Origin of the sequence: Providencia sp. TYF-12 (assembly GCF_041344805.1) — a bacterium.
GTDB classification, from domain to species: domain Bacteria; phylum Pseudomonadota; class Gammaproteobacteria; order Enterobacterales; family Enterobacteriaceae; genus Providencia; species Providencia huashanensis.
Genome location: NZ_CP166833.1, coordinates 1,421,808 through 1,448,598 on the forward strand (window position 1 = coordinate 1,421,808; position 26,791 = coordinate 1,448,598).

At 39.4% G+C, this 26,791-nt stretch carries 26 protein-coding genes; 19 read left to right on the forward strand and 7 right to left on the reverse strand.

The window, feature by feature from the left end:
• Nucleotides 1-3: 3 nt before the first annotated feature.
• Nucleotides 4-852: an efflux RND transporter periplasmic adaptor subunit gene (locus tag ABE954_RS06290; RefSeq protein WP_371025803.1), complete on the reverse strand. Its 849-nt coding sequence runs from the start codon at nucleotides 850-852 to the stop codon at nucleotides 4-6.
• A gap of 1,530 nt (nucleotides 853-2,382) precedes the next feature.
• On the opposite strand from ABE954_RS06290, the gene ABE954_RS06295 reads away from it, so the two are divergent.
• From ABE954_RS06295 to ABE954_RS06305, 3 genes are all read left to right on the forward strand, one after another.
• Nucleotides 2,383-2,820: a hypothetical protein gene (locus tag ABE954_RS06295; protein WP_048608041.1), complete on the forward strand. Its 438-nt coding sequence runs from the start codon at nucleotides 2,383-2,385 to the stop codon at nucleotides 2,818-2,820.
• A gap of 522 nt (nucleotides 2,821-3,342) precedes the next feature.
• Nucleotides 3,343-4,026 carry a hypothetical protein gene (locus ABE954_RS06300; RefSeq protein WP_071548316.1) on the forward strand — a complete coding sequence of 228 codons (684 nt, stop codon included), beginning with the start codon at nucleotides 3,343-3,345 and terminating at the stop codon, nucleotides 4,024-4,026.
• A gap of 483 nt (nucleotides 4,027-4,509) precedes the next feature.
• Entirely contained in the window at nucleotides 4,510-5,088 is a 579-nt protein-coding gene (locus ABE954_RS06305) for a cytochrome b/b6 domain-containing protein (RefSeq protein WP_129466254.1), read from the forward strand.
• Nucleotides 5,089-5,291: 203 nt separating this feature from the next.
• Here ABE954_RS06305 and ABE954_RS06310 read toward each other — a convergent pair whose 3' ends face one another.
• Nucleotides 5,292-5,489 (reverse strand): isochorismatase family protein, encoded by a 198-nt coding sequence (locus ABE954_RS06310; protein ID WP_336298933.1) that lies wholly within the window; start codon nucleotides 5,487-5,489, stop codon nucleotides 5,292-5,294.
• A gap of 105 nt (nucleotides 5,490-5,594) precedes the next feature.
• Between ABE954_RS06310 and ABE954_RS06315 the strand changes: the two genes are divergently transcribed.
• The 5 genes from ABE954_RS06315 to arsC are packed head-to-tail and all read left to right on the forward strand — an operon-like array spanning nucleotide 5,595 to nucleotide 9,887.
• Nucleotides 5,595-5,930, forward strand: coding sequence for a metalloregulator ArsR/SmtB family transcription factor (locus ABE954_RS06315; protein ID WP_042845301.1), 336 nt, complete (start codon nucleotides 5,595-5,597; stop codon nucleotides 5,928-5,930).
• 47 nt (nucleotides 5,931-5,977) lie between these two features.
• Nucleotides 5,978-6,343 (forward strand): arsenite efflux transporter metallochaperone ArsD, encoded by a 366-nt coding sequence (gene arsD, locus ABE954_RS06320; RefSeq protein ID WP_071548315.1) that lies wholly within the window; start codon nucleotides 5,978-5,980, stop codon nucleotides 6,341-6,343.
• A 13-nt stretch (nucleotides 6,344-6,356) separates the two neighbouring features.
• Nucleotides 6,357-8,108 (forward strand): arsenical pump-driving ATPase, encoded by a 1,752-nt coding sequence (gene arsA / locus ABE954_RS06325; protein ID WP_131680675.1) that lies wholly within the window; start codon nucleotides 6,357-6,359, stop codon nucleotides 8,106-8,108.
• Between the two features lie 53 nt (nucleotides 8,109-8,161).
• Nucleotides 8,162-9,451, forward strand: a complete 1,290-nt coding sequence (locus ABE954_RS06330; protein ID WP_210787009.1) for an arsenic transporter — start codon at nucleotides 8,162-8,164, stop codon at nucleotides 9,449-9,451.
• 10 nt (nucleotides 9,452-9,461) lie between these two features.
• Entirely contained in the window at nucleotides 9,462-9,887 is a 426-nt protein-coding gene (gene arsC / locus ABE954_RS06335) for a glutaredoxin-dependent arsenate reductase (RefSeq protein ID WP_042845294.1), read from the forward strand.
• A 218-nt stretch (nucleotides 9,888-10,105) separates the two neighbouring features.
• Here arsC and ABE954_RS06340 read toward each other — a convergent pair whose 3' ends face one another.
• The 5 genes from ABE954_RS06340 to ABE954_RS06360 form a co-directional block, all read right to left on the reverse strand.
• Nucleotides 10,106-10,684 carry a DJ-1/PfpI family protein gene (locus ABE954_RS06340; protein ID WP_042845293.1) on the reverse strand — a complete coding sequence of 193 codons (579 nt, stop codon included), beginning with the start codon at nucleotides 10,682-10,684 and terminating at the stop codon, nucleotides 10,106-10,108.
• A gap of 29 nt (nucleotides 10,685-10,713) precedes the next feature.
• Complete coding sequence (locus ABE954_RS06345; protein ID WP_042845292.1) at nucleotides 10,714-11,568, reverse strand: tagatose bisphosphate family class II aldolase; 855 nt, start codon at nucleotides 11,566-11,568, stop codon at nucleotides 10,714-10,716.
• Nucleotides 11,569-11,679: 111 nt separating this feature from the next.
• Nucleotides 11,680-13,155, reverse strand: a complete 1,476-nt coding sequence (locus tag ABE954_RS06350; protein ID WP_042845291.1) for a DUF2264 domain-containing protein — start codon at nucleotides 13,153-13,155, stop codon at nucleotides 11,680-11,682.
• Between the two features lie 64 nt (nucleotides 13,156-13,219).
• Complete coding sequence (locus ABE954_RS06355) at nucleotides 13,220-14,827, reverse strand: sulfatase (protein ID WP_281110441.1); 1,608 nt, start codon at nucleotides 14,825-14,827, stop codon at nucleotides 13,220-13,222.
• A 24-nt stretch (nucleotides 14,828-14,851) separates the two neighbouring features.
• Complete coding sequence (locus tag ABE954_RS06360) at nucleotides 14,852-16,087, reverse strand: anaerobic sulfatase maturase (protein WP_042845289.1); 1,236 nt, start codon at nucleotides 16,085-16,087, stop codon at nucleotides 14,852-14,854.
• Between the two features lie 526 nt (nucleotides 16,088-16,613).
• On the opposite strand from ABE954_RS06360, the gene agaR reads away from it, so the two are divergent.
• The 11 genes from agaR to ABE954_RS06415 all read left to right on the forward strand — a co-directional run bounded on the left by agaR (nucleotide 16,614) and on the right by ABE954_RS06415 (nucleotide 26,579).
• A complete protein-coding gene (gene agaR / locus ABE954_RS06365; RefSeq protein WP_042845288.1) occupies nucleotides 16,614-17,390 on the forward strand; it encodes a transcriptional repressor AgaR in 777 nt (258 codons plus the stop codon).
• 52 nt (nucleotides 17,391-17,442) lie between these two features.
• The gene (kbaZ, locus tag ABE954_RS06370) at nucleotides 17,443-18,726 is read left to right on the forward strand and encodes a tagatose-bisphosphate aldolase subunit KbaZ (protein WP_129466363.1); all 1,284 of its coding nucleotides are present in this window, start codon (nucleotides 17,443-17,445) and stop codon (nucleotides 18,724-18,726) included.
• 8 nt (nucleotides 18,727-18,734) lie between these two features.
• Entirely contained in the window at nucleotides 18,735-19,919 is a 1,185-nt protein-coding gene (locus ABE954_RS06375; protein ID WP_206227030.1) for an SIS domain-containing protein, read from the forward strand.
• 32 nt (nucleotides 19,920-19,951) lie between these two features.
• A complete protein-coding gene (gene agaV, locus ABE954_RS06380; protein ID WP_042845281.1) occupies nucleotides 19,952-20,446 on the forward strand; it encodes a PTS N-acetylgalactosamine transporter subunit IIB in 495 nt (164 codons plus the stop codon).
• 46 nt (nucleotides 20,447-20,492) lie between these two features.
• Entirely contained in the window at nucleotides 20,493-21,263 is a 771-nt protein-coding gene (gene agaW, locus ABE954_RS06385) for a PTS N-acetylgalactosamine transporter subunit IIC (RefSeq protein WP_042845280.1), read from the forward strand.
• Nucleotides 21,253-22,140, forward strand: coding sequence for a PTS system mannose/fructose/sorbose family transporter subunit IID (locus ABE954_RS06390; RefSeq protein WP_042845278.1), 888 nt, complete (start codon nucleotides 21,253-21,255; stop codon nucleotides 22,138-22,140). Before agaW ends, ABE954_RS06390 begins: the two co-directional genes overlap by 11 nt.
• Nucleotides 22,141-22,191: 51 nt before the next feature.
• Complete coding sequence (gene agaF, locus ABE954_RS06395; RefSeq protein ID WP_048608013.1) at nucleotides 22,192-22,623, forward strand: PTS galactosamine/N-acetylgalactosamine transporter subunit IIA; 432 nt, start codon at nucleotides 22,192-22,194, stop codon at nucleotides 22,621-22,623.
• Nucleotides 22,620-23,792, forward strand: a complete 1,173-nt coding sequence (gene nagA / locus ABE954_RS06400; RefSeq protein WP_042845274.1) for an N-acetylglucosamine-6-phosphate deacetylase — start codon at nucleotides 22,620-22,622, stop codon at nucleotides 23,790-23,792. Before agaF ends, nagA begins: the two co-directional genes overlap by 4 nt.
• A 38-nt stretch (nucleotides 23,793-23,830) precedes the next feature.
• Nucleotides 23,831-24,661: a 5-dehydro-4-deoxy-D-glucuronate isomerase gene (gene kduI, locus ABE954_RS06405; RefSeq protein WP_042845272.1), complete on the forward strand. Its 831-nt coding sequence runs from the start codon at nucleotides 23,831-23,833 to the stop codon at nucleotides 24,659-24,661.
• Nucleotides 24,662-24,737: 76 nt separating this feature from the next.
• Nucleotides 24,738-25,493: a 2-dehydro-3-deoxy-D-gluconate 5-dehydrogenase KduD gene (kduD, locus tag ABE954_RS06410; protein WP_042845271.1), complete on the forward strand. Its 756-nt coding sequence runs from the start codon at nucleotides 24,738-24,740 to the stop codon at nucleotides 25,491-25,493.
• Between the two features lie 18 nt (nucleotides 25,494-25,511).
• Nucleotides 25,512-26,579 carry a glycoside hydrolase family 105 protein gene (locus ABE954_RS06415; RefSeq protein WP_042845268.1) on the forward strand — a complete coding sequence of 356 codons (1,068 nt, stop codon included), beginning with the start codon at nucleotides 25,512-25,514 and terminating at the stop codon, nucleotides 26,577-26,579.
• Nucleotides 26,580-26,791 lie beyond the last annotated feature (212 nt).

A 26,791-nucleotide genomic window follows, 5' to 3' on the forward strand; every position in this document is an offset into this window, starting at 1 on the left:
CACTTAGTCTTCAATAAATACAGTGCAAGTCGTACCCGGTATAAGTGTAACTCCTTGAGTGCCATTTAATGATATTTTAATTGGTACTCTTTGCGCTAATCGAACCCACGGGTAGTTAGGCTGTATATTTTCAAGTAACAGACTCCCTGTCGTGGAATTGTTATCATCAATTGCTCTACCAATGCTTTGTACTTTGCCTTTTAATTCATGATTGTTGCTGTATAACTTTATACTTGCACTATCACCAACCACAACATTGGTCATTTTAGTTTCTTCTAAATAAGCAATCACATAGAAAGAGTCTTTATCAACGATCGCAAATAAAGGGGAACCTGCATTAATATAATTCCCTGAACGTAAATTCAAATTAGTAATAAAACCATTTACTGGTGAATGAATTTGTGTTCTTGATAGGTCAAGTTTAGCTTTTTCAATCTTCACTTTTGCTAATTCAATTTTCTTAGCTAAGCTTTCCTGGCGGGCTCTAGCATCATCTAGCTCTTCCTTAGATATTGCAACTTGACTTAATTTAGTCCGCCTTGCTAATTGGTTCTTTGCAAAATTGTATTGAACTACTAAATCATTAAGTTCTAATTCAGATTGACATAGTTTAATTTCATAATCAGTAGGGTCAACGATGAGTAACAATTCACCTTGTTTGACCTCTTGGTTGTCAATGACCATCAATTGTTCAATTTTCCCTGAAACCTCAGCTGTCACTTGGTTGATTTCAGCGCGCACTCTACCATCACGAGTCCATGGACTTAATGCATAATGGTTCCATAATAAATATATAGACGAAATGATGATAAAAACAGATATAATAATTAATAAGTATTTCTTTATATTCATTATATTACCAACTATAAATTAATAATGAATGAACGGCCAAAACGCAGAAAAATAGTATGGAAATATCGAATAAACTCCCCGCATATTCATATTTGCACACTAAATTTGCGTAAACCACCCTAATCAATAACCAAGAAAAGAAACCTAAAAAAAATACCAAAGCAATACCGGGTATAAAAACCGTACCCCCTAGAATTAAATCTTTCATACGACTATCCCATTATAAAGAGATATTTGGCGACATTAACTATTGTAGGTAGTAAATTTACATCGCAGTATAATTTTTAAAATATAACAAACCCAAACAATTGCTTTAATTATATAAACTGTAAAATATTACGATTTTCTTATTTCTACTTTACTACATGATAGGAATAATGAATTTAGCCGATTATATTACCAATAAATACCGATGTAAAACTTGAAAGCACCAAAAGTTAACTTGTTAGAGTTAAATGCCAAAATTAATCATGATTGGTTATTGTGCAGATAAATAAATTTATCTTAATTATGTGCATTGTAACTAGTAATTTCATACATTTTTATTAATTAAGTCTGTACTATTTTAATAACAAGACAACTAAATAGAACACGATATAATTTACTAAATAGATATTTACATTGGTGCAATTAATCAGAAATACAATTTAAATTGGTAATGATAATATATCCTATGGATAAGCTACCTCTTAATGTGGTGAAATTATTCAGTTTTATTACAACCATTTAATTGCTGACTTTGACGCAAATCCATTAAAAATAGTAACAACACTACACATGAAAGACGTTAAAATACTAAGCCACCCATCCGCAGATATGCCACTATTCTTATGGAGAATACGTATTGATAGGGTTGATAGGTTTCATTTAGGAAGAGCTCAGTAGCCATCAAAAACTAACCCGCTTATGAATTGCACCCAAAAAGTTGGACATATCATTCAACATATAGGGGGCGTTTTTATGGATATCTCATGGAGATAACCGACTATCCTGAATGGTTCTCGTAACCACAAAACGTGGATAAGAATAGAACGACTGACACAGCGTTCAGGATTGAGTAATCACAGTATGTGATCGTGAATATCACCAAGAAAAACCGTGCTTAAATCGCGAGAAAAAGAGTGAATTCGTAGTTGGTCTTGAAGGGGAATAGAGTATTGAAGCCTATTAATGGCTGTATTTATCCAATAATTGCCTACTATTAATTGTTGTTCTCAGTTTACTACCACAGAAAACTTCAGATTGAAATTAATTATCGTTCACAATATCAGATGTATAAAAATGATTAGGTCAATAGATTATTATGATAAAAAAGTTTTAGTAAGAGATTGTAATTGGTAGAGCGAAAAAATAGCCATGCGATATCTTTCGTACCGTTTTGAACGGCGCAATATTTGGGGGGTAGGTTGTGTTTATTTCAATATCGGATGATTCTCATATGTCTAATAATTACTATAGTTAGTATAAGATACACTTAAATTTCATATCCACATGAAATAATTAATAATTATTAATTTTGAGCTATCTTCGATGAATAAAAAATTCAATTTAAGTATAATTTTAGTTTCACTGATCATATTAAGTGGTTGTACTCAGAAACATAGAGATACCATATCAGATATAACTTATGCATTAACGGGTGTCCCTGGTGCAAAGCACAAAAACAATGGAAATAACACCACTGCAATGAAATCAAAAGCACAATTAGAAAGAGAAAAAGAGGAGTATGAATTCAAAAATCGCCGCCAAAGTTGGATTGGTAAATCTATAGATGACCTAATAATGCAAAGGGGCAGCCCTTTTGGGGTTCATAAGAGACAGGATGGGGGATCTCAGTATACCTTTAAGAAAACCCAAAACAGTTCTAATGACCCGTACCTTAATAACCCTCGCTTATGCGTAGATAACTTTATTACCGATAAAAATGGATTAATTAAAGACTGGTCATCTTCTAACTGTCTTTATTAAACATAGCTAATATAGTTTCTCCTAATCCTTTTTTGTTAGAAGGGCGAGTTAGTTAGCTAAAACCGCCCCTCTACCTGTTTTATAATTAAATAAGCTTACCTACAATATCCTTATCCCATACTTTACCGCCTTTAGCTTGATAGCTAAGCCCATGAATTCGTACAGCGATAATGCGCCCGTTATCTATGCCTTATGATAGTACTAAATTGATCACTGAAACGACGACAGACTCATTATAGGTATAAGGTGGGATAACTTCTTACCAGTAATTTTTAAAACCTGTAATGGTAATAATGACTCAAATGGAAAGAATCAGAGCTATTCAGGATGCTGAAAAAGTCAAGCCACCTCTAAATTAACGCGTTGTAGCGGGTGACCTGCCAGAAAGGAAGAAAGTTACAGGTTACTATGAGTGATTTAGTGGTTATCCGCTAACAGGAGCGCAGAGAATTGCTTGTTAGAACTTGTTTATAAATGTAACCTTTGATGTCCACATATGTTTTTTTCCACGGGTCTTATTAAATGAAAAATTTGTTAGTTTCTGTTAGTTGTATTCTTTCATTATCTGGGTGTGCAGTGACCGAATATAATTACACGCCAGATTCACATAAAATAAGTGAGCCGAAAGTAGGTAGTGTTAATCGTGCCATCATAGGTCAAAGTTTAGTTAGGGAAGGTGATATAAGCGAGCTGAAAGCGATTAAGGTATTGAACCCAATACAAATAGACTTGGCTTATAAAATTATTCCTGGTGTGTTCAAAAAAGTTGGTTCAAGTGACAAAGGTGATTTCTATATGCCAGCTCAAACCATTGACTCCGGTTCTGTTGTCGTTGAGGCTCTTGGTCAGCCATGGAGTTCAATTTTAATAAAGAAAGGAGCCAATGCTAATGAAATTTGTATTGTAACTGACTTAAATGTTGCTGTTTGTAGTGATAAAGCCCAAATTGAATATCTTGAGTTAAATAACCCTGATGGTAATTCATTTGAGCAGGCTTTGATTTTTAATGGGATAAATAATCAAATAGTAGATATTAGCTACAGAAAAATAGGCTCAAACATTGAAAATCAAGGGTTTGGAAACAATCTTCAATATAACCTTAAAAAAAGCAATGTTATTTCTTATGGGAATGTAAAACTAAAAATTATAAATAGTTCTAATGATTCATTGACGTATGAAGTTATAAGTAATTTCTCGGGTAATTAAAACTATCGGAAATGGATGGTTTTTCCAAAATATAGCGTTAAACATATAAAGTCATTCTTTGTTTAACGCTACTATCGTAACTTTGAAATATCAAAGCTAATAGTTCCCGCGCATAAAAATCTTGTAATAATTTAAATCGTAAACTGTTTATAGTTTTACTATAAAAAATAGTTATGGTGAAAATATATTTCAATCAAATTTCAATAAGATAAGGTGTTTTTTTGTTGAGCGAATGACACCTTTCTCTGTAATTTATTATCTTCTGAAATTTTAGTAAAAAGTCTGTAAACCCTTGTCTAATTTAATCACCCTTATAATGATAAATATAATTATCACAAAAAGAGAGTCATAATTGAACAGTAGATGTATGTTATTTTTCATATATAATATTCTGCAGTCAAGGTTTGGCAGTACGAGGTAGTCGAGTTATAAACTAATAAATTTTGTGTAAATGAAATATTATAAAAAGAAAGGTGAGATACTGTGAGCATATTTAAATCGATTTGGGATTTTTTTGGCCTGTATCAGACTAAAAAAATAAGAATTTTACATTTATTAATTTTAGTTTTAGTGATATCGCAAATCATTGTTAGTAATTGGATGACAGGAACAAAGTCAGTCGTTCCTCCTTTTTTTGATATGGCTTATTTATTTACTTGGATTCATATTATTTCTGGTTTTGTGCTCTTTTTTTTAACGTTCTTTTTAGTCGTATCTTGTTTTAATCAACGCGGTTTTAAATATTTTTATCCCTATCTCTGGGGGGATTTTAAACAAATCAAAGAAGATATAAATTCTCTTTTAGCTAAAAAGCTACCAGATAGCTCTCCTAAAGGACTTGCTGCAACAGTTCAAGGGTTGGGGTTGGGGGCTTTATCAATTGTTATTTTGTCAGGTATAACATGGTTTATTTTATGGCTACAGCAGTCTCCATTTGCTTTAGAGGCTAGGAGTATTCATAAGTCACTCACTATTTTAATTGAGATTTATATTTATGGTCATGGTGGTTTAGGGGTTATCCATTTTATAATTTGGAAAAAAAATAATAAAATGGGTGGTTAGTTTTGCTCCTATGTATTTAATGATTTTTTATGAATCTCTAAATACTAATAAAAACAAACAATTCCATTTTAAATGAAGTTGGTGAGGGTTATTTTTATTCCCTATGATATTTAATAAAGTTAAATAAATCATAGGTATAGGTTATTACTTTTGACACTTTTGCTAGCAATAATATCTATAGAAAAAATAACCCAATTACCGCTTTAAATCACATTTGTTATTCTCGATAAGCCTTTTAATGCAACAGCATGAATCACGGGTGAAACACTTGTACAGCAATTCCCTAATACTGTTATTTTATATTTCTTTGCTTGTTCAGCAATCGTGGTAAATAGTACGCAGTTTTGAGTCATCATTCCGCATAATTCAATATGAAATATTGCCATAGCGTGATGGCTCATCGCCTGAAGGGGGGATAGGATAACCTATAGTTAAAAGACATATATGCTTTGACGTATGTGTTTGGCGTGTATATATTATACATAGTAGAGAGTAAAGGAGCATGTATGGAACCATTACAACTGTTTAAAATTTTAGGCGATCAAACAAGGCTAAACATCGTGTTGCTTTTAAAAGCATCAGGTGAATTGTGTGTTTGTGATATCTATACCGCATTAAATTTATCACAGCCCAAGACATCTCGTCACTTAGCGATGCTTAGAGAATACGGTCTTTTGCTTGATTCTAAACAGGGTAAATGGGTTCACTATCGCTTATCTCCAACATTACTTCCATGGGTAAAAAATATCATTGATGTCACCTATGCAACCGAGAAAAATAGAATCGCAGATTTGCTCAAGAGCCTAGAGACAAAAGTGTCAGTGGGTCATTGTTCGGCATAAAATTTTTTAAATTAACATATTCGAAAAAACATATATAAGGTTGAGATATGAAAAGATTAGAAGTATTTGACCCAGCGCTATGCTGTAGCACTGGTGTTTGTGGAACAGAAGTCGACCAAGTATTAGTAGACTTCGCAACAGATGTAGATTGGTTAAAAAAACAAGGGGCGAATGTAAAGCGTTTTAACTTAGCACAAGAACCTATAGCGTTTGTTGACAATACAAAAGTGAAAACATTTTTGGAAACCGCGGGGGCGGAATCACTCCCTCTATTTATTCTTGATGGTGAGATTGTGTTGACTGGTCGATATCCTAAACGCCATGAGCTTGCTAGATGGTTTGGAATTCGTATGAATATTGAGAAGGTTGAGGTCATTAAGCCGTGCTGTGGTAACGATAAAACATGTTGTTAACGAGGGATATACAATGAAATTTTTAGATAACGCACCTAACTATTTATTTTTTACAGGAAAAGGTGGGGTCGGTAAAACCTCGATTTCATGCGCAACAGCAATCAAATTGGCAGAGGAAGGAAAAAAAGTTTTATTGGTAAGTACTGACCCGGCTTCTAATGTGGGGCAAGTATTTTCTCAATCAATTGGAAACCACATTAAGCCAATAACATTAGTGCCAAACCTATTTGCGATTGAAATAGACCCGCAAGCCGCTGCCGAAGAATATCGAAATAAAATTATTAATCCCATCAAAGAAAGTTTACCTGAAGCGGTAATTCAAAGTATTACGGAGCAGCTATCAGGTGCCTGTACAACAGAGATTGCTGCTTTCGATGAATTTACTGGGTTGTTGACTAATACAGAAATTACCCGTCAGTTTGACCATATTATTTTCGATACTGCACCAACGGGGCATACCATTCGTTTACTACAACTCCCGAGTGCATGGAGTGATTTTATCAGCGATAACCCTGACGGAGCGACATGTTTAGGGCCAATGTCTGGCCTTGAAAAACAGCGCGAGCAGTACAGCATGGCAGTGGAAGCGCTGAGTGATAACTCGCTAACAAGGTTACTATTAGTTGCACGTCCTCAGTCAGCTGCGTTAAGAGAAGTTGCGAGAACCTACAATGAGTTATCTTCTCTGGGGATTAAAAATCAGCAATTGATCGTTAATGGTGTTTTCCCCGAAACGGCGATAACTGACAATGATAAGTTATCCCATGCGCTCTACTCTCGTGAACAAGCCGCATTAGCGTCTATGCCTGAAGCACTACGCTCGTTACCTGTCGATATTCTTTATTTACAAAATATCAATATGGTTGGAGTCGATGCACTGAAGCAGTTGTTATCTAATGACATGCCACAAGTTCCAACTACTACCCCGACAAAACAACCTATTTCTTTACCTACTTTGTCAGAACTGGTTGGCGAAATATCTCAACAACAGCATGGGTTGATTATGTTAATGGGAAAAGGCGGTGTAGGGAAAACAACGATTGCAGCATCAATAGCGGTGAAACTGGCAGAAAAAGGGTTAGATGTTCATCTGACCACATCCGACCCTGCTGCTCATATTGAGTCAACACTCGATGGTGTTTTACCCAACCTTCAAGTTAGTCGAATTGACCCTATCGCCGAAACTGAACGTTATCGTAGTTATGTTTTAGAAACAAAAGGGAAAGATTTAGATGCAGAAGGGCGGGCATTACTAGAGGAAGATTTGCGTTCCCCATGTACTGAAGAAATTGCGGTATTTCAGGCCTTTTCTCGCATTATTAGGGATGCTGGAAAACGTTTTGTTGTGATGGATACAGCTCCAACAGGGCATACATTATTACTCCTTGATGCAACTGGGGCATACCATAAAGAAATTGCTAAGAAAATGGGAGGGAAGGGACACTTCTTAACCCCTATGATGCAATTGCAAGATCCTGAAAGGACAAAAGTGATTATTACGACACTTGCTGAAACAACACCTGTGCTTGAGGCGGAAAACTTACAAAATGATTTAATACGTGCAGATATACACCCGTGGGCATGGGTGATTAATAATAGCCTATCTATCACAGAAACAACCTCACCATTGTTACTTTCAAGGGCAGAGCAGGAGGTTTCTCAGATTGAAAAGGTGGCATCAACATTGGCAAAGCGTGTTGCTATTGTCCCTTTACTTGAGACAGAGCCTGTGGGGATATCCGCATTAAGTCAGCTCGCAGGATAAGTTCTACTTTTGGAAAAAGGTGCATAGAAAAGCACCTTTTAAACGAGGTTGTTATGTTTATTGCCGCATTAATTTTTATTTTGACCATTACGTTCGTTATTTGGCAACCCAAAGGGCTAGGTATTGGCTGGAGTGCAACGGCAGGGGCGGTATTAGCCCTTATTTTTGGGGTGATTAGTTTTCAAGATATTCCCGTTGTTTGGAATATTGTGTGGAATGCCACCGCGACATTTGTTGCCGTGATTATTATCAGTTTGCTGTTAGATGAAAGTGGCTTTTTTGAATGGGCGGCATTACATGTTGCCAAGTGGGGTGGTGGCCAAGGAAAACTATTATTTAGCTATATTGTGTTACTCGGTGCGACTGTTGCGGCTTTATTTGCCAATGATGGTGCGGCATTGATATTAACGCCGATTGTGATTGCAATGTTACTTGCACTTGGCTTTAACAAAGGCACGACATTAGCATTTGTTATGGCTGCTGGTTTTATTGCAGATACAGCGAGCTTGCCACTTATTGTTTCTAACCTCGTTAATATTGTTTCAGCTGACTTTTTTAATATTGGTTTTACTGAGTATGCGTCAATTATGGTGCCGGTGGATATTGCTGCGATTATTGCGACACTGGTGATGTTACATTGGTTTTTCCGTAAAGATATTCCTAAACAATATGATGTCACTAAACTGAGTGAACCAGCTTTAGCTATCAAGGACATGACGACGTTTAAAGCAGGCTGGTTTGTGCTAGCGCTATTACTCATCGGTTTTTTTGTCTTAGAACCATTAGGTATTCCTGTTAGTGTGATTGCTGCGATTGGTGCTTTAATTTTATGGGGAATTGCAGCTAGAGGTCATACGATTAATACCAAAAAAGTGTTGCGTGGTGCGCCGTGGCAAATTGTTATTTTCTCGTTAGGTATGTACTTGGTCGTGTATGGTTTAAGAAATGCAGGGTTAACGGATTACCTCTCTGAAACGCTTGATTACCTTGCCGATAAAGGGTTATGGGTAGCAACACTAGGAACAGGGTTTATCACTGCGTTTTTATCATCCATCATGAATAACATGCCAACAGTATTAATCGGCGCTCTTTCCATTGAAAGTAGCCAAGCAACGGGAGTTATTCAACAGGCGATGGTGTATGCCAATGTCATTGGTGCTGATTTAGGCCCGAAAATTACCCCTATAGGGAGTTTAGCAACATTGCTGTGGCTGCATGTGTTATCACAAAAAAATATGACCATTACATGGGGATATTATTTTAAAACGGGGATCATTATGACTATTCCTGTACTCACCGTCACATTGATTGCTTTAGTGCTAAGGCTTTCACTGCTAAATTAAGGGCAACTCCATGAATGAAATTACAATTTACCATAACCCAGATTGTGGTACTTCACGCAACACTCTAGCGATGATCCGCAATAGTGGCATTGAACCGACGATTATTTATTATTTAGAAACGCCACCCACTAAAAATGTATTAGTTCAACTGATTATAGATATGAACATTACGGTAAGAGAGCTATTACGCAAAAATGTGGAACCGTATGAGCAACTAAGCTTAGAAAAAACGATTTATACCGATGACCAATTAATTGATTTTATGTTGCAGTACCCAATATTGATTAATAGGCCGATTGTGGTAACGCCATTAGGTGTGAAATTATGCAGGCCATCTGAAGTGGTATTAGACATATTGCCAAATCCGCAGCAAAAGGTGTTTATCAAAGAAGATGGTGAGGTTATCGTTGATAAACTGGGGAACAGACTAAAGTAGGTAACTATTTAGTGGTTTTATTATGTTTTCTTTTACGTGAATACGTCTGAAATAATGAGAAAAATAAGCTCTATTTCAATGAAATGGGCGATAAAACCCCCTGCGATTACCAGTGAAAACGGTTTTTTTATATTGCTCGGTCTTAAAAAGCACTAAAGGCTGAAGGCCGCCTTTAGTGCGAGTTGAGGTTACAGCGCACTATCCCGTTAATTAAGGGATTACAAATAAGGCAATGGCCAGTGCTTAAAGTAGATATGCTTTGCTTGCCAATCTACTTTCTCAGTATTGTCTGCAAGTAAATAGCGAGCGACAGTAAATGCAAATTCAAAGCTGACACCTAGCCCTTTTGCACTAATAAATTTACCATCCACAACAACGTCTTGATCAACGTAGTGCCCATCATTATATTTTTCAGCAAGTTTATCACCAGTACTATAATGTCTACCTTCAAGTAACTGATGAGCTGCGAGTACTTTGGCACCAGAGGAACATAGGGCACAAATATATTTATCTTCAGAAATATGACGGCGAAGAAACTCAATAACTTGTGGTGAGCTACTAAGGCGATCGGTGCCTTTTGGGCCGCCAGGCATCATTACTGCGTCATAACTGTGAGATAGTTTTTCTGTTAACAAGTAGTCAGCACTAATTTTAGTTTCAAAATAAGTATTTAGTGTCAGGGTATCCATACATGAAAGAACATCAACATGAATATCTAATCGACGCATAATATCAATGAAAACGACGGCTTCACCTTCTTCGAAGCCATCTGCGAGTAATACAGCAACTTGTTTCATGTCATTCCTTTATTATTTATTTCAATGAATTATAACTTTCCATCACTTTTACAAACGCGAATTTTATCCATGACAACCGATTTCATTGCAGCTTTGCCTGGAACTAAATAGTGACGAGGGTCAGTAGCATCTGGGTTTTCAAGAAAGTAGTGTTTGATGGCATCGGAAAAGGCTATTTTCAGTTCAGTTGCCACATTTACCTTACAAATACCTAGATCAATACAATGGCGTACATCTGCATCGGGTATGCCTGATGCACCATGTAATACTAGTGGTATTTCTGTTTTTTGACGGATTGCTTGTAAACGGTCAAAATCTAAGTGCGGCTCGCTTTTATACATACCATGAGCTGTACCAATTGCGACCGCAAGTGAGTCAATACCAGTGCGTTGGATAAATTTTACGGCAGACTCTGGGTCTGTAAATAAAGCATCTGCAGCATCAACGACCAAATCATCTTCTTGGCCCCCTAAGCGTCCAAGTTCCGCTTCTACGGTACAATCCCATTGGTGACAGTAATCAACAACTTGTTTAACAATTTGAATATTTTCTTCGAAAGGAAAGTGGGATGCATCTATCATTGCGGAACGCACTCCTGAGACCACCTTTTGGAAAATATCAGGAATATCTTCATGATGGTCTAGGTGTAATGCGACAGGAATATGATAGCGTTCAGCCGCTTGCTGGCAGATAGCAATAAGATAATCACTCCCCGCATAGGCAAAGGTACTTGGTGTTCCTGCGAGGATCACTGGAGACCCCATTTCTGCGGCAGTTTCCATCACAACTTGAATAGTCTCGAGATTGTGGATGTTGAATGCAGGCACAGCATAGCCACCTTGTTGGGCTTTATTTAACATACTACGGGTCGATACGAGAAACATAGTTGCCTCTTCTTTCATTTAATTTCGATTTATAATAATCGAAAGATAAAGAAAGGTAAAAGATCTAAATCACATTTTATTTGTTTCACACCGAAAGGTAATGAAAGAAAACTAAAAAAAATGACTCATTTTAGAACTATAAGTTGTCACACCTTTACGTAATAGGTTGTTTTTAGGACGTTTTGATTGACCTATAATTGTTTCAATTACCTTTTGAGTGAGAGGTTGTTTATCTAAGCGGCGACTTAAAGGAGACTGCTGTTGAGTATACTCCTGCCGAAATATCACCGTAACTTCCTGCGTATCTTTAACTCCTATTACCGAAGCATGAATCGATGGAATTTCGAAACGAAAATCGGCCTTTTCGATTGGAAGTTCGCTGGTGGGAGTTTGCCAAAGCTGAAGCCGTTCACCACAATATAAAGCGATGACCACAGACCGTAATGACCAGAAACTGCTTGCAGGTCCGCTGTAATTATCGACAAGACGAGAGTCTTGCGCGAATAAGCCTTGCGTTGGTGCTCCCGCTTTTAATGCACCATTACTAATAAAGTAGCGAAGTGTGCTTTCTAAGGCATGTTTGGCTTGACCGATACTGACGGAATCACAACCTAAATCAACACCTGCGATTAATGGAGTTGACACCGCTAAACGGTAACATGCACTGCGCCCAAAAAATGGAATACCTTTGGTTGTAATAAATGGTAGATAGCTGCGATTAAACTGATTAAGGGATTGCTTTATAAATTCATGATCGAAGCCTGGAATAATTTGGTTTAGCCAGTAAAGCCCATAGTAAAAACCCCAAGCATTGTAATAATCAAAATTCCCTTTTGCACCATCACGGAACCAACCGTCGCCAGCATAAAATTGTTTAATTCTGTTATAACGCCAATGGGCAATATGGTCAGTTCCCGTCAATGCTTTGATAACAAATTGGACGGTGAGTGGGAATAAATGCCAGTTATTATCAACGATTTCGCAGTGATTAACTTGTTCGAACCACGTGATAATTTGGTGTTGTAAGCTAATATCAAGCTGATCCCATACCCATTTACGACTGAGCCAAAGGGTGAGAGCTAAGTCTGCAGATTCACATATTTTTTGGTCGTAGTTTTCAAGCTTCCCCCAATAGCCTTTATGGGAAGGGTTTGTCCCATTCACAAATGCGCTTTTAATCATCTCTGCAATATTAAATGGTTGTTGGTTTAGCCCTTTGATTATCGGTTGCTGATGATGAACTAACCATGCTGCAAGCAGGGGTAATACTCGGCTAACACCTTCCATAGCATCTGTCTTGACGGTTTGTTGTCCGGGGCTTCCGGGGTAATAAGCATGGGTATAATCCCAAACTTGATAATGATGAAAAGCCTCCGTGACATAGCGAGTGAGTGTTTCGCAAAGAAATAATAATGGCTTTTGATTATCGCGAAAGGTATCGGCAATAAGTTGGTCATGGTGGTGGTAAGCCCGTTTTCGGATACATCTTCTAATAATATTTTCTTTAAACAGTCGTTGATAGATGGCTATATTAGGGTGTTCATAGGGGAGTTTTGGACGTTCAGTAGGAATAATAGGTGTAGTCATATTTATTCTCGATTGTTAGAAAAAGCGAGCTTCCATGCTCACTTAATTGGCCAAAGATCCGATTCTATCGTGCAGAATCAACAAGTATTTGGTAACGGTCTTGTCCCCATACAACAGGTTTTGGTTTGTCTTTAACCCAATGATAATAAGCAGATTTTAGCTGTTTAACTTTTTCTGGATACTGACGTGCTAAATCAATTGATTCAGCAGGGTCTTGTTTATCATTGAATAGCTTAGGTTGGTTTGAGCCATCGTCATAAAAATACAGAGCCCATTCGCCATCACGGATCGCCCATGAGCCTTTTGATAGTTTTTCTAGGTTAGGGTTATTAGGGATTTCTTTACGTTGGTATGTTATCCATTCATGGTAACCGTGCCAGAATGCCTGATTTTCTTCGCTGTAGTGTTTAGTCCCTGGGCCTGTCCAATAAAGGTATTGATGTGGAGATTTATCGTCTTTGCCTATTAATACGGGCATAATATCTTTCCCTTCTACTTTCAGGGTATCTGGGATAGTTATTCCTGCACTTTTCAGCGCCGTCGGCAGGATATCGATAGCTGAAACCATGATGTCACTCTGTTTACCTGCTGGGATATGGCCCGGCCAATAAGCAACAAAAGGGACACGCACTCCGCCATTAAACATTTGGCCTTTGAAGCCTTTATCCATTGCGTTCATTGGCATTGGGGATTCATGAACAGCCCCGTTATCTGAAATAAAGAAAATTAACGTATTTTGTAATTCTCCATTTTCTTTCAACGTGGCAATTATTTTTCCGATCCCTTCATCTGCGGCATTCAGAGCGGCAAAATACTTATCAGCTTCAACATTACCTGTATTAAATTTATCCATATATTTGGCAGGTGAAGCCTCCTCAAGTGGGATATGAGGCACGCTATACGACAAATTAATAAAGAAAGGCTTATCTTTATGACTGTCTATGAATTTGACAGTTTCATCCGTCAATAAATGAGTCAGGTAGCCAGAAGCAGGGACATTTTCCCCATTACGCCAAATCGCTGGTGAATTCCACAACGCTGCGCCAGAGGCATAATAACTGTAGGCATAATCAAAACCCCTTTCATGGGGGGCAAACCCAGGTTCTGGTGTTGATATCATGTTGTCATGATAATCACGAGTTTGTTTATCTTCAGCTATCTTGGGCTTTTTGATCACTTTCGCATTATGCCACTTCCCAATGCTGGCAGTTGCATAACCATCGGCTTGGAATAAAGCGGGTAATAATTTTATGTCCTCTGGAATGCCTAACATAGCATCATCATTACTATAGGTACCGAAGCTTGCAGGGGAGCGACCAGTAAAAATCCCTGCTCTAGACGGCCCACAAACTGGGTGAGCAACAAAGGCGTTAGTCATTTTAATTCCGCCGGCTGCCATTTCAGTGACATTTGGCATCGCAATTTTCGCGGCTTCGACCATTTTATTTATGTCGCCATCATAACGTTGGGCGGTAGGGCGTTTTGCTAGCTCGTTAACATCAAGATTGTCTAACACAAAATCAAGCTGACCAGTCCCTAAATCATCCATAACAATAAGTAAAACATTGGGTTTTTCAGGGGTTCCTCCAGCAGTTGCAGCTAAGGGAAAACTTAAGCAACTAGTGGCTATAAGGCCAGCAAGTAGGCTTTTTTTTACAGTAGGTAAGATCACAAAAGTCTCTCCAGAAAGGTTAATTTATTGAAAATAAGCTTTTTTTAAGGCAGGGAGTGCATCGCTAGCCAATCCCCCGCGGGAAATAGCTTGCTGCATTAACTGCATGCCTAGTGCGGTATGATGAAATATTTTTTTATAAGAACGGCACAAGTAATTGTGGCGATATTTTTCTCCATCAATTGCCACAATTCGGTGTTTAGGGCAGCCACCGTAGCATAAGCTTTGGACTTCACAACGTTGGCAAATACTGGTGAGTTTGTCGTATTTATTTTGACCAAAGCGTGTCTGTTGCTTAGAAGAAACTAAACGAGCTAAGGTGTTTTCTTGGACGCTACCTAAGCGGTTTGCAGGGTAAACGTAGTGGTCACAGGAGTAAACATCACCATTAGATTCAATGATTAATGCTTGTCCACAGGTTTTGGATTGAATACAAGTGGACGCAGGATAACCCATCCATGTACCAAGTAAGCTATCGAACAAACGGATGTATACTTTTCCTACATCACCTTGGCGTATCCATTCGTCGAAAATATCAGCCATAAATTGTCCGTATCCTTCACTTGAAACTGAGAAAGACGCCATAACAGCATTCGGACCGGGCGCATAGTGCCCCCCTTGCATATGTGGAAAACGTCGGTCTACTTCAACAATTGGAATAAATTGAAAGAATGTCGAGCCGATATCTTTTAGTGCTTGATACGTTTCTTTTCCTTTACGCCAATTCTGATCGTTCACGACGGTAAGTGTATTAAATTGAACACCATATTCGTTGAGTAACTGAATTGATTTTTTAACGCGTTCGAAGGTTGGGTTACCATTGACTGAAATACGATATTTATCATGCACCGCTTCAAGTCCATCAATAGAAACCCCGAGTAAAAACTGGTGATCGGCAAAAAATTGTGCCCATTGACGGTTTATTGCAATTGCATTGGTTTGGACACTATTTGTGATCGTTTTTCCTTGTGCGTATTGTTTTTGATACTTCACAACACGCTCAAAAAACGCTAACCCAGCGAGTGTTGGTTCTCCGCCTTGCCATGAAAAATCAATTTGGTCACTCGCGTTAGACTGAATATAGTCTTTAATGTAACGACGTAATACATTGTCAGGCATCACGTCATGATGGTTATCTGCTACTTCTTCGTTAAATACATTCTCTTTTTCGAGATAAAAACAGTATTCACACTTGATATTACAGCGATAGCTAGTGGGTTTCGCCATCATATGAAAGTTAGTTGGTTGGTTAGAAGCCATTTTTTTATCCGAAAGAAGTCAGGTTATTTTTATAGCATTACGCAATTTTCGTAAAATCAAAAGAGATTGAAATCACAAAAATGGAAAATGAAAGATTTTGAAAGGTGGGGGGAGAGGAATAAATGGGGGATTCACGATAAAGTATCGTGTCGTTAAAATTCCAAAATATACTTTTTAATTAAACGGAACCCGACATCTTTCGAATAGAAAAAGTTTTTTCAGCACGTTTTGCTAATTTTAGAGTCATTTCATTACTAAAATTTCACGAATCTGGGCTTAGAGGCGACAGTCTGACGATTAGATTAATTAAAATACACTGATTAACACTTTATATATTGGATAGTTTCTCATTCGAAGCTATGATATTTCAATTATGAAAATATCCGTAAGCAAATAGTGAACAAATCGAAACTTTGTGAAAGAGATCAAAAGTTTTGTTTTTTTACGTTGTCGGTAATTTTTGGCGTAGTAAACTAATTTCGAAATCAAATGAAAGTCTTTTGTTTGGTTTCGTAAGGAGACGAAAGTGAAAGCGGCAGTTGAGCGGCGTATGGAAATACTCGACATGGTTAACCAACATGGTAAAGCCAGAGTTGAGGATCTAGCCGAAATTTTTAAAGTTTCAAGTGTCACCATTCGCAGCGATTTAAGTTTTCTTGAAAAAAATGGTTATGTTATTCGCTCTCATGGCGCTGCAATACCGAATACAGGGTTTATTGCAGAACTGAGTATCCACGAAAAACGTGGGCAAAATGCGGGAACAAAAACGTTAATAGGGAAAGCTGCCGCCACGCTAATTAAGGATGGGGATACCGTTATTTTAGACTCGGGGACAACTACGCGTGAAATCGCGACACATTTAAAATCGCGTGAAAACGTAGTGGTCATGACTAACGGTTTAGATGTTGCAATGGAGTTGGCGAATACCGCAGGCGTTGATGTATTAATGACAGGCGGTGCATTGCGAAAGAATGCTTTATCGTTTTCTGGCTCTCAAGCAGAAAGCAGCCTAAGAAATTACCGATTTGATAAGGTTTTTCTTGGGGTTGACGGATTCGATTTACGTGTTGGTATCACGACACACAATGAACAAGAGGCGAGCCTCAACCGTTTAATGTGTGATATCTCAGAGACTATTATTGCAGTTGCTGATTCTACGAAATTCGGTAAACGTAGCTGTCATATGATCCGTGAGTTTGGTGATATTGATATTTTGGTAACAGACTCTGGTATTCCTGATGAATATGTCCAAGAGTTAAAGGACCATAAAATCGAAGTCATTATCGTCGATAAAGATTTATAGCTGACTAACTCCATTAACAGCACTGCCGGTGTTGATTGTGGAGTTAGTATTAATGCATCCTTTAGAAAAAATTGTTCAGCAAAATAAGTTAGGTCAACAGAACGGTATTTATTCTGTTTGTTCTGCTCATCCTTTTGTTATTGAAGCATCATTGCAGCAAGCGTTGGACAATAATTCCTTTCTTCTTATTGAAGCCACTTCTAATCAGGTTGATCAATTCGGTGGTTATACCGGTATGACACCTGCTGATTTTTATCATTATGTTACTGAAAAAGCAGAGAAAGTTGGCTTTCCTCTCAATCAGCTAATTCTTGGTGGTGACCATTTAGGCCCTAACCGTTGGCAAGACCTCCCTGCTGCAGATGCTATGGATAATGCCGATGTTTTAATCGCAGCTTATGTTGCCGCTGGATTTAAAAAAATTCATTTAGATTGCAGCATGTCTTGCGCTGATGACCCTGTTCCTTTAACCGATGAAATTGTTGCTGAGCGGGCGGCTCGCCTTGCGGTTATCGCAGAAAAAACAGCAAAACAACAATTCGGTCGTAGCGATATTGTGTATGTCATTGGTACTGAAGTTCCTGTTCCCGGCGGAGCCACAGAAGCTTTAGAGGGTGTGGAGGTCACTTCTCCTGATGCCGCTCGCAAAACCTTAGAGTGTCATGCGAAAGCATTCGAAAAAGCAGGTGTGGGGGATTGTTGGCAACGGGTTATCGGATTGGTCGTTCAACCTGGAGTGGAATTTGATCATACCGGTGTGATTGATTATCAACCCGAAAAAGCACAGGCATTGAGTAAAGTAGTTGATGATTATTCACATCTGGTTTTCGAAGCTCACTCAACTGATTACCAAACAGAAGATGCTTATAAACAATTGGTTCGTGACCATTTTGCTATTTTGAAAGTAGGCCCCGCATTGACGTTTGCAATGCGCGAAGCGCTGTATTCATTGTGCGAAATTGAGAATGAAATGTTTCCTGCCAAGCAATGTTCTCATTTAAAAGAAAAAATGGAGCGCTTGATGTGTAGCGAGCCGCATTTCTGGCAGAAGTATTATCATGGCGATATTCACCAACAAGCATTTGCTCGGGTATATAGCTTCAGCGACCGCATTCGTTACTATTGGCCGGATAAAGAAATTAGCGATGCAATAGATAAGCTAATGAATAATTTATCTGCTAAACCAATCCCATTACCTTTACTTAGCCAATATCTGCCACATCAATTTAAACAATTGAGAGAAGGTCTGATTGATGGCTCACCTAAGTCGTTTGTTTTCGCAAAAATTCGCGATGTGTTATCGGTGTACGCCGATGCGTGTAAATTCAGTCACTGAGGTTTGACATGGAATATTTAAGTTATCAACCGGCTGAACTAGAACAACTTAATGCGTTCTGGACAGCAAAAGAAATTGAGCAGCAACCTGAATGTTGGCAAAAAACGGCGTTATCAGTGAAAGCATTACGTACTGAAATTGATGCGTTTTTAGCTAAAGTTTTATCAGCACCAGATGCTCGTATTATTATGACTGGAGCAGGCACTTCTGCATTTGCCGGACGTGCACTGGCTCCTATATTAACTGGGCATCTTAAGCGTCGTGTTGATGCAATAGCAACAACAGATTTGGTTTCTGACCCGAAAGAGTATTTAGCTGAAGATGTGCCGACCTTGTTAGTTTCTTTTGCTCGCTCTGGAAATAGCCCTGAAAGTGTTGCAGCTCTTGATGTCGCTGAAAAGTGTTTATCTCAATGTTACCACTTAGTGCTGACTTGCAATTCACAGGGGCAATTATTCCAATATTGCCAAAATAACCCTAATGCATTGGCACTTTTGATGCCAGAAGAGTCGAATGACCGCTCTTTAGCCATGACATCAAGTTTTTCATCTATGATGATGGCCGCACTATCCATTTTCTTAGATGATACTTTCTTTAATAAACAAATCTTACCATTTTTCACTCAATATCATGATAATTATCAGCAGTTTAACCGAATAATTCGTGAGAGCTATGCAGGTAAATTCAAACGTGTGATTTATTTAGGTAGTGGGGGGCTTCAGGGGCTTGCACAGGAAGCGGCTTTGAAAATGTTAGAGCTTACCGCAGGTAAAGTGGTGGCTAGTTTTGATACTCCATTAGGATTTCGTCATGGCCCTAAATCAATCGTTAACAAAGACACGCTAGTCGTTTTATTTCTTTCGAATGACCCGTATACCAGACAGTATGAAACTGACTTATTACGAGAGGTAATTCACGATAATGCATCATCCAAGGTGATCGGGATCACTGCGTCCTCTGAAGATATTTTTTTGAAAGATAATTTCATTTATATTTCAAAACTGGAGCATTGTTCTGACGCAGCGTTACTATTTCCTTATCTAATGTTAGCGCAAGCATTTGCTTTTCATAGCTCTATTGCACTGGGGAATACACCGGATAACCCTTCTCCAACAGGAGAAATTAACCGGGTTGTTCAAGGTGTTACTATTTACCCGTTCTCATATCAAAAAGATGGCGAATCGCTATCTTGAGATAGACACAACAAATAATAAGAGAGCAAGTTATGCACACACCAAATATTGTCTGGACCCGAATCGATGAACGTTTATTACATGGGCAAATTCGTATTACATGGGGTAAACACACGGAAGCAAATTTAATTCTTGTTGCGAATGATGACGCTGCTGATGGACCCAATTCTGCTTTTATGCAAGCTGGCATGAAAGCATCAGCAGGTGGAGAATATGCGGTCCGCTTTTTCTCTATTCAAAAAACCATTGATGTGATTAGTAAAGCATCTCCTCGCCAGAAAATTTTTGTACTTTGCAATAACCCAACTGACGTTGCTCGTTTAGTTGAAGGTGGTGTTCCTATAACGCACTGTAATGTTGGCAATATGCATTTCCATGAAGGGAAAAGACAGATTGCGAAGACGGTGTCTGTTGATGAACGTGATTTGGAGGCATTTCGCCGTTTGGTGGATAAAGGCGTCACCTGTACCGTGCAAAATACACCTGACCAATCTCCAGTGGATGTGTTAGCGCTTGCAACGGCTTAAGGCTGCTTGAGGCATAACTTAAAACAACTGTGTTTAAGGAATTATTATGATTTATGAAGCTTCTCTTGTGGCTTTATGGGCCTTCTTTTGCGGTATAGATAAGTATGATGTTGCGCTAAACATTCACAGGCCACTCATTACAGGCCCTGTTGTTGGGTTGATTATGGGTGATATGCAAGTCGGTTTGATTGCAGGCGCTACGCTGGAACTTGCATGGTTAGGGTTAGTTCCTAATGCAGGGGCTCAGCCACCAGATGTCACATTAGGGACTATAGCGGCCGTTGCTTTTGCCATCATGACTAATCAATCACCTGCAGTTGCGATGGGGATTGGGATGCCTATCGCAGTGCTAATGCAAATGATCATTATCGGTTTCTTCGCCATGACTGCATTTACTATGGGTAAAGCAGACCGTTATGCAGAAAAAGCCGATGCATCGGGTATTTCTCGACTGTTGATAGCCACTATTACTGTTCGTTCATTACTGTATTCCATTGTTGCATTCGTCACGGTTTATTTTGGTGAACATGCTGCGGAATGGATAGATCAAAACACGCCAAAAGTATTGCTAGAAGGTTTAGGTATTGGCGCGAAAATGGTACCAGCAATTGGCTTTGCTATGTTGTTAAAAATCATGTGGTCAAAAGAAGTGGCGGGCGTGTTCTTCGTTGGATTTGTTATGACAACTTACTTGAAGCTTCCCATCATGGCGGTAGCAATACTTGGCGCATCCGCAGCAGCACTGTATTACTTCTTCAGCGGTAACAGTAACAACAATAACTCACAGAAAAATGAGGATTTTGAAGATGGTATCTGATAACAAAGCAATCGAACAAACGAAAAACCTCCCTGTTGAGTCCTATGTTGATGGTGTTGATGAGTATCAGGATACAACGGTTCGTAAGGTAATAACGAAAGGCGATCTTTGGAAATGTGCGTTTCGTGGTTTATTTATGGAAGGTAATTTTAACTTCGAACGCATGCAAGGTGGTGGATTTGCTTTTTCAATTATCCCTGCTTTGCGCAAAATCCATGGAAACAACAAGCGGGACTATGCGACATCACTAAAAAACCATCTGCAATTTTTCAATGCGAGTCCAAAGTTGTTTACGTTTTTGCTCGGCACAGCGGTTGCTATGGAGGAAAACAAAGAGAAGCCTTCAACGGTCAACGTGATGAAAGTTGCAGGTATGGGGCCTACTGGTGGGATTGGTGATGCTATCGACCACATGACATTAATGCCATTGACGTTAGCATTAGGCGCTTCTATTGCAATGGAAGGGTCTATTGCAGGGCCGTTTGTCTTTTTCTTTCTCTATCAAATAATCCACTTCTTTGTGTATTTCGGTTTGATGTTTATGGGCTATCGCGCAGGTACAGCTGCGATGGTCAATATGAGTGATGCGACTGAAAAATTAGCGAAAGCCGCCAACATTATGGGGATTTTTGTTATCGGTGCGTTATCCGCTACTTTCATAAAGGTGCAAACAACGGCCTCGATTGAATTAGGTGGCAAGGTTGTTGAGCTGCAAAGTGCATTATTCGACAAAATTATGCCGAATTTACTACCGCTAGGCTTGGTTTTCCTGATGTTCAAAATGGTCAAGGGCACAGGCTTTTGGGCTAAACCTCCTGTACTTATTTTTTCAATGTTGGCATTCGGTGTGATTGGTCACGTATTGGGTGTTCTGTAAGTAAGTTAGATATTTGCGGGCAAATGGGTTTGCCCGCTTAGGAGTATACGAATGATTGGTTTGATTATTTCGGGTCACCTCAATTTTGCAAGTGGTATGGCATCGGCAGTAAAAGCTATCGCAGGTGAACAGGAGAATATGGTGTTTATTGATTTCATTGAATCAATATCGCCCGATGAATTAGAGCAGCAAATGCGTGCCGCTATTCAATCGATGTCTTGTGAGCAAGTTGTTTTCCTCACCGACCTTCCGGGTGGCACTCCATGTAATCGTGCCATGGCAATTATGATGGAAAACCCCTCTGTTGAAGTCTTAGCTGGCGTCAACCTTCCTATGATAGTTAATGCTGCATTTGAACGTGAAGATACCACCGCCAGTGAGTTACTGTCGGTTCTGAGAGAGATTGGTATGACAAGTATCCAAGACCTCCGTGAGCAGCTTGCTATGTCGTCTGAACCTGAAAATGAAGAAGATGGTTTATGAACCAGCAATATGCAATTTTAGCGGATAGGACGTTCACTCCAGAGGGCATCCGTTACCAGCAGTATGTGGTGATAAATGATGGCATTGTACAGGAAGTTACGAATATCGCGCCTGAAAACTGCCCGATTATCCATCTTAAAGACCGCAGTTTGCTACCCGGATTCGTCGATATTCATATTCATGGACGAGCCGGCTGTGATGTGATGGATGCAAGTCAATCTGCTTTGCAAACCATCTCAGATGAATTAGTCCAAACGGGAGTTGTGGCATGGGTCGGTACGACGGTCACAGCCCCAATGGATGATATCCAGCAAGCGTTAACCAGCATCCGAGACTTTACCTCCAAACCACAAACATCCGGTGCACAACTGCTAGGAAGCTTCCTTGAAGGCCCTTATTTCACAGAAAGGCATCGTGGGTCGCATCCAGTGAAATACCTTAAAGCGCCTACAGTTGCTGAGCTTGATGAGCTTTATCGATGTGCAGAAGGTTCTTTACTGCGTGTTGCTATAGCCCCTGAAGCTGAAGGCGCCACTTCAGCTATTGATTGGCTTGTTGAACATAAAATTAAAACCAGTGTTGCACATACTGCGGCGGATTATGAGCAGACTAGCCAAGCTTTTGCGCGTGGCGCAGATTGTGGCGTGCATCTTTATAACGGGATGACGGGGTTACATCACCGTGAACCTGGCTGCTGTGGTGCCGTGTTATATCACAATGTACTCGCTGAATTGATAGCCGATGGTATTCATGTCCACCCTGTCATGATGGAACTGGCTTATCGCCTAAAAGGTTACCAACAGATTGCATTGATTACTGATTGCATGCGGGCAGGGGGGCTTCCTGATGGTGACTACGCCCTTGGCGCACAAATGGTCAAAGTCACGAATGGCCAAGCTCGAACTGTCGATGGTTCTTTAGCGGGGAGTACATGTAGCTTGGATAGTGCATTGCGCAATATGGTGCGCTTAGCTCACATACCTGAATGGGAAGCCGTTCAGATGGCAACCGCAATACCGGCTGAATATCTCGGTATTAGCGAGCAATTTGGTTATATCCGTAAAGGTGCTCAAGCCAATTTTGCTGTTGTTGATAACAATTTTTATTTAACAGACACATTCATCAGAGGTGAACACGTTCACTCTGTATTCGGGAAAGCCGATCACTAAGATGGTTAACCCATCAGTAAATTTATGAGGTATTTATAATGGAAATTCGTCAACCAATTCACAGTGAGCATGCTAAAACGCTCGATACCGAAGGGTTACGTCAACAGTTTCTGATTGAGGATCTGTTCCGTGAAGGGGAAATGAATCTCACTTATAGCCATATCGACCGTATTATTGTCGGTGGTATTGTTCCAACAAGTGCGCCATTAGCGTTAATGGCGGGGAAAGCCTTAGGTGTTGATTTTTTTCTAGAAAGGCGTGAATTAGGCGCAATCAATATTGGTGGGGCAGGTAAAGTTATTATCGATGGCGATGTGTTTGAGATAGCCCCGCGTGAAGCCATTTATATTGGTATGGGGACTCGAACAGTTGAATTTATGAGTATTGATGCGAAAGAACCTGCTCGTTTTTATATCAATTGTGCACCGGCTCACCATGCTTATCCAAGCCGTAAAATTACGATTGACCAAGCATCGCCTGAGAAACTGGGTAATGCTGAAAACTGCAATGTCCGTACTATTTATAAATTTTTGCACCCGTCAATCCTACCAACATGTCAGTTATCAATGGGGATGACGGTATTAGAGCCGGGAAGTTTGTGGAATACCATGCCATGTCATACCCATGAGCGCCGTATGGAAGTTTATCTGTATTTCGATATGAAAGAAGATAATGTGGTTTTCCACTATATGGGTGAACCAACAGAAACTCGCCATATTGTGGTCCGCAACGAACAAGCGGTGATTAGCCCTAGCTGGTCGATTCACTCCGGTGTAGGTACCGCGGCTTATACCTTTATCTGGGGCATGGTTGGGGAAAATCAAGTTTTCCATGATATGGACCATGTCGCAATGAAAGATCTGAAATAGTTACTCCTTTCACTCTTTTTTTTTCTTATACAGTAAAACGATGTGGGATATTCCCACATCGTTAGAGGAACTCATCATGAATTTATTTGATTTAACTGGGAAAGTTGCCATCGTTACGGGGTGTAACACTGGGTTAGGGCAAGGTATGGCTATTGGTTTGGCACAAGCAGGAGCTGATATTGTTGGGGTTGGTGTACAAGATGCACCTGAAACACGACAGCAGATAGAAGCATTAGGGCGCAAATTTCATTACATTACCATGAACTTAATGGAACAATCAGGCTTACAAGATTTAGTTGACGAAGCAGTATCGGCAATGGGTCATATTGATATATTAGTTAATAATGCGGGAATTATTCGCCGTGAAGACTTATTAGAGTTTAGTGAAAAAGATTGGGATGATGTGATCAACATTAACCAAAAAACATTATTCTTCCTATCACAACGCGTTGCCCGTCAGTTTGTAAAACAAGGCAATGGTGGCAAAATCATTAATATTGCGTCAATGCTATCTTTCCAAGGTGGTATTCGGGTGCCATCTTATACGGCCAGTAAGTCCGCGGTAATGGGGCTGACTCGCGCACTGGCAACAGAGTTATCTCAATATAATATTAATGTTAATGCCATTGCACCAGGTTATATGGCAACAGATAATACGGCGGCACTGCGCGCTGATGCGGCTCGTAATGCAGCAATCGTGGAGCGCATACCTGCCGGCCGTTGGGGAACTCCAGATGATCTCGCAGGGCCTGCCATTTTCTTAGCTTCAAAAGCCAGTGACTATATTAATGGTTATACCATTGCGGTAGATGGTGGATGGTTGGCCCGTTAATCCATCAGGAGAATAAGAATGGAACAATCATTATTACCTCAATCGCTACAACGAAATACTGTTTTGCAGGATATGAAACGAGTATACCGTTTTCAGTCTGCGAATCAGGTACGTAGTGTGATCCGCCGTAGTGGAAAAACCCGTTTTATTAAAGATACGGATTGGGAGCGTGGCGTTCTGTGGTCTTGTGTTGCTGCGGCATGGCAAGCGACACAAGATAAGGAATACCTTGATGGTGTGATGAATTACACACTTCATACTGGGTTTCGCCCAGGCCCTAATGCACGCTTTGCGGATGACCATGTTTGTACGCAAGCTTATTTAGTGGCGAGTAGCCAATTTTTACAACCGGAAGTTCTTGAGCCAACGATTAAAGCGTTTGATTTGATGTTAGCAGAGCCCAAAGCGGGTCGCGAAGATTGGTGGTGGTGTGATGCCTTATTTATGGCGCCCCCAGCATTTGCCGCGCTTTCGGCAAAAATAAAAGATGTACGTTATTTAAACTACATGAATCAAGCTTATTGGGATGCAATTGAGCATTTACGCGATATTGAGACTGGGCTTGTTTATCGTGATTATCGTTATATCCCAGATGGCCAAGGTAGTGAGCTACGTGAGGCGAATGGCGAGAAAGTGTTTTGGAGCAGAGGGATCGGTTGGGTTATCGCATCAATTCCTCGGATTTTACCACACTTACCGAGTGACCATCCCGATCGTCAACGTTATATTGATTTGTTTACAGAATTACTGGCTGCAATCATTCCTTATCAGCAAGAAGATGGTTTTTGGCGTACGAGTTTGCTTGACCCACAAAGTTTCCCGGCGCCTGAAAGTAGTGCGGCAGCGTTATTTTGTTATGGAATAGCATGGGGAATTAATCATAATATTTTAGATGAAAAGACTTTTTACCCAGTATTAGAAAAGGCTTGGGTCGCATTACGCGGCTGTATTCACCCTAATGGTATGTTAGGTTATGTACAATTACCTGCATTTAACCCGAGAGATGTTAATTTTGAACATAATATGGATTATGGTGCGGGAGCTTATTTATTAGCGGGTAGTGAAGTTATCAATTTATTTTGTTAGGTTATAAATTCATTTAGCATTGCTCATTGTTATTACTTTTTAATACTATATTTGTTATTTCACCGGTTATGTTTTTAGTAATAAAACATAACCGGTTTTTTTTATTGTTATTACTGTAGAATGTAGGGTGCTCAATGTTTTTTTAAATAAAAAGACCTATTCAATATTTCAGAAATAGGTCTTAATGTTTTTAGATTAATAATAACCGCTGC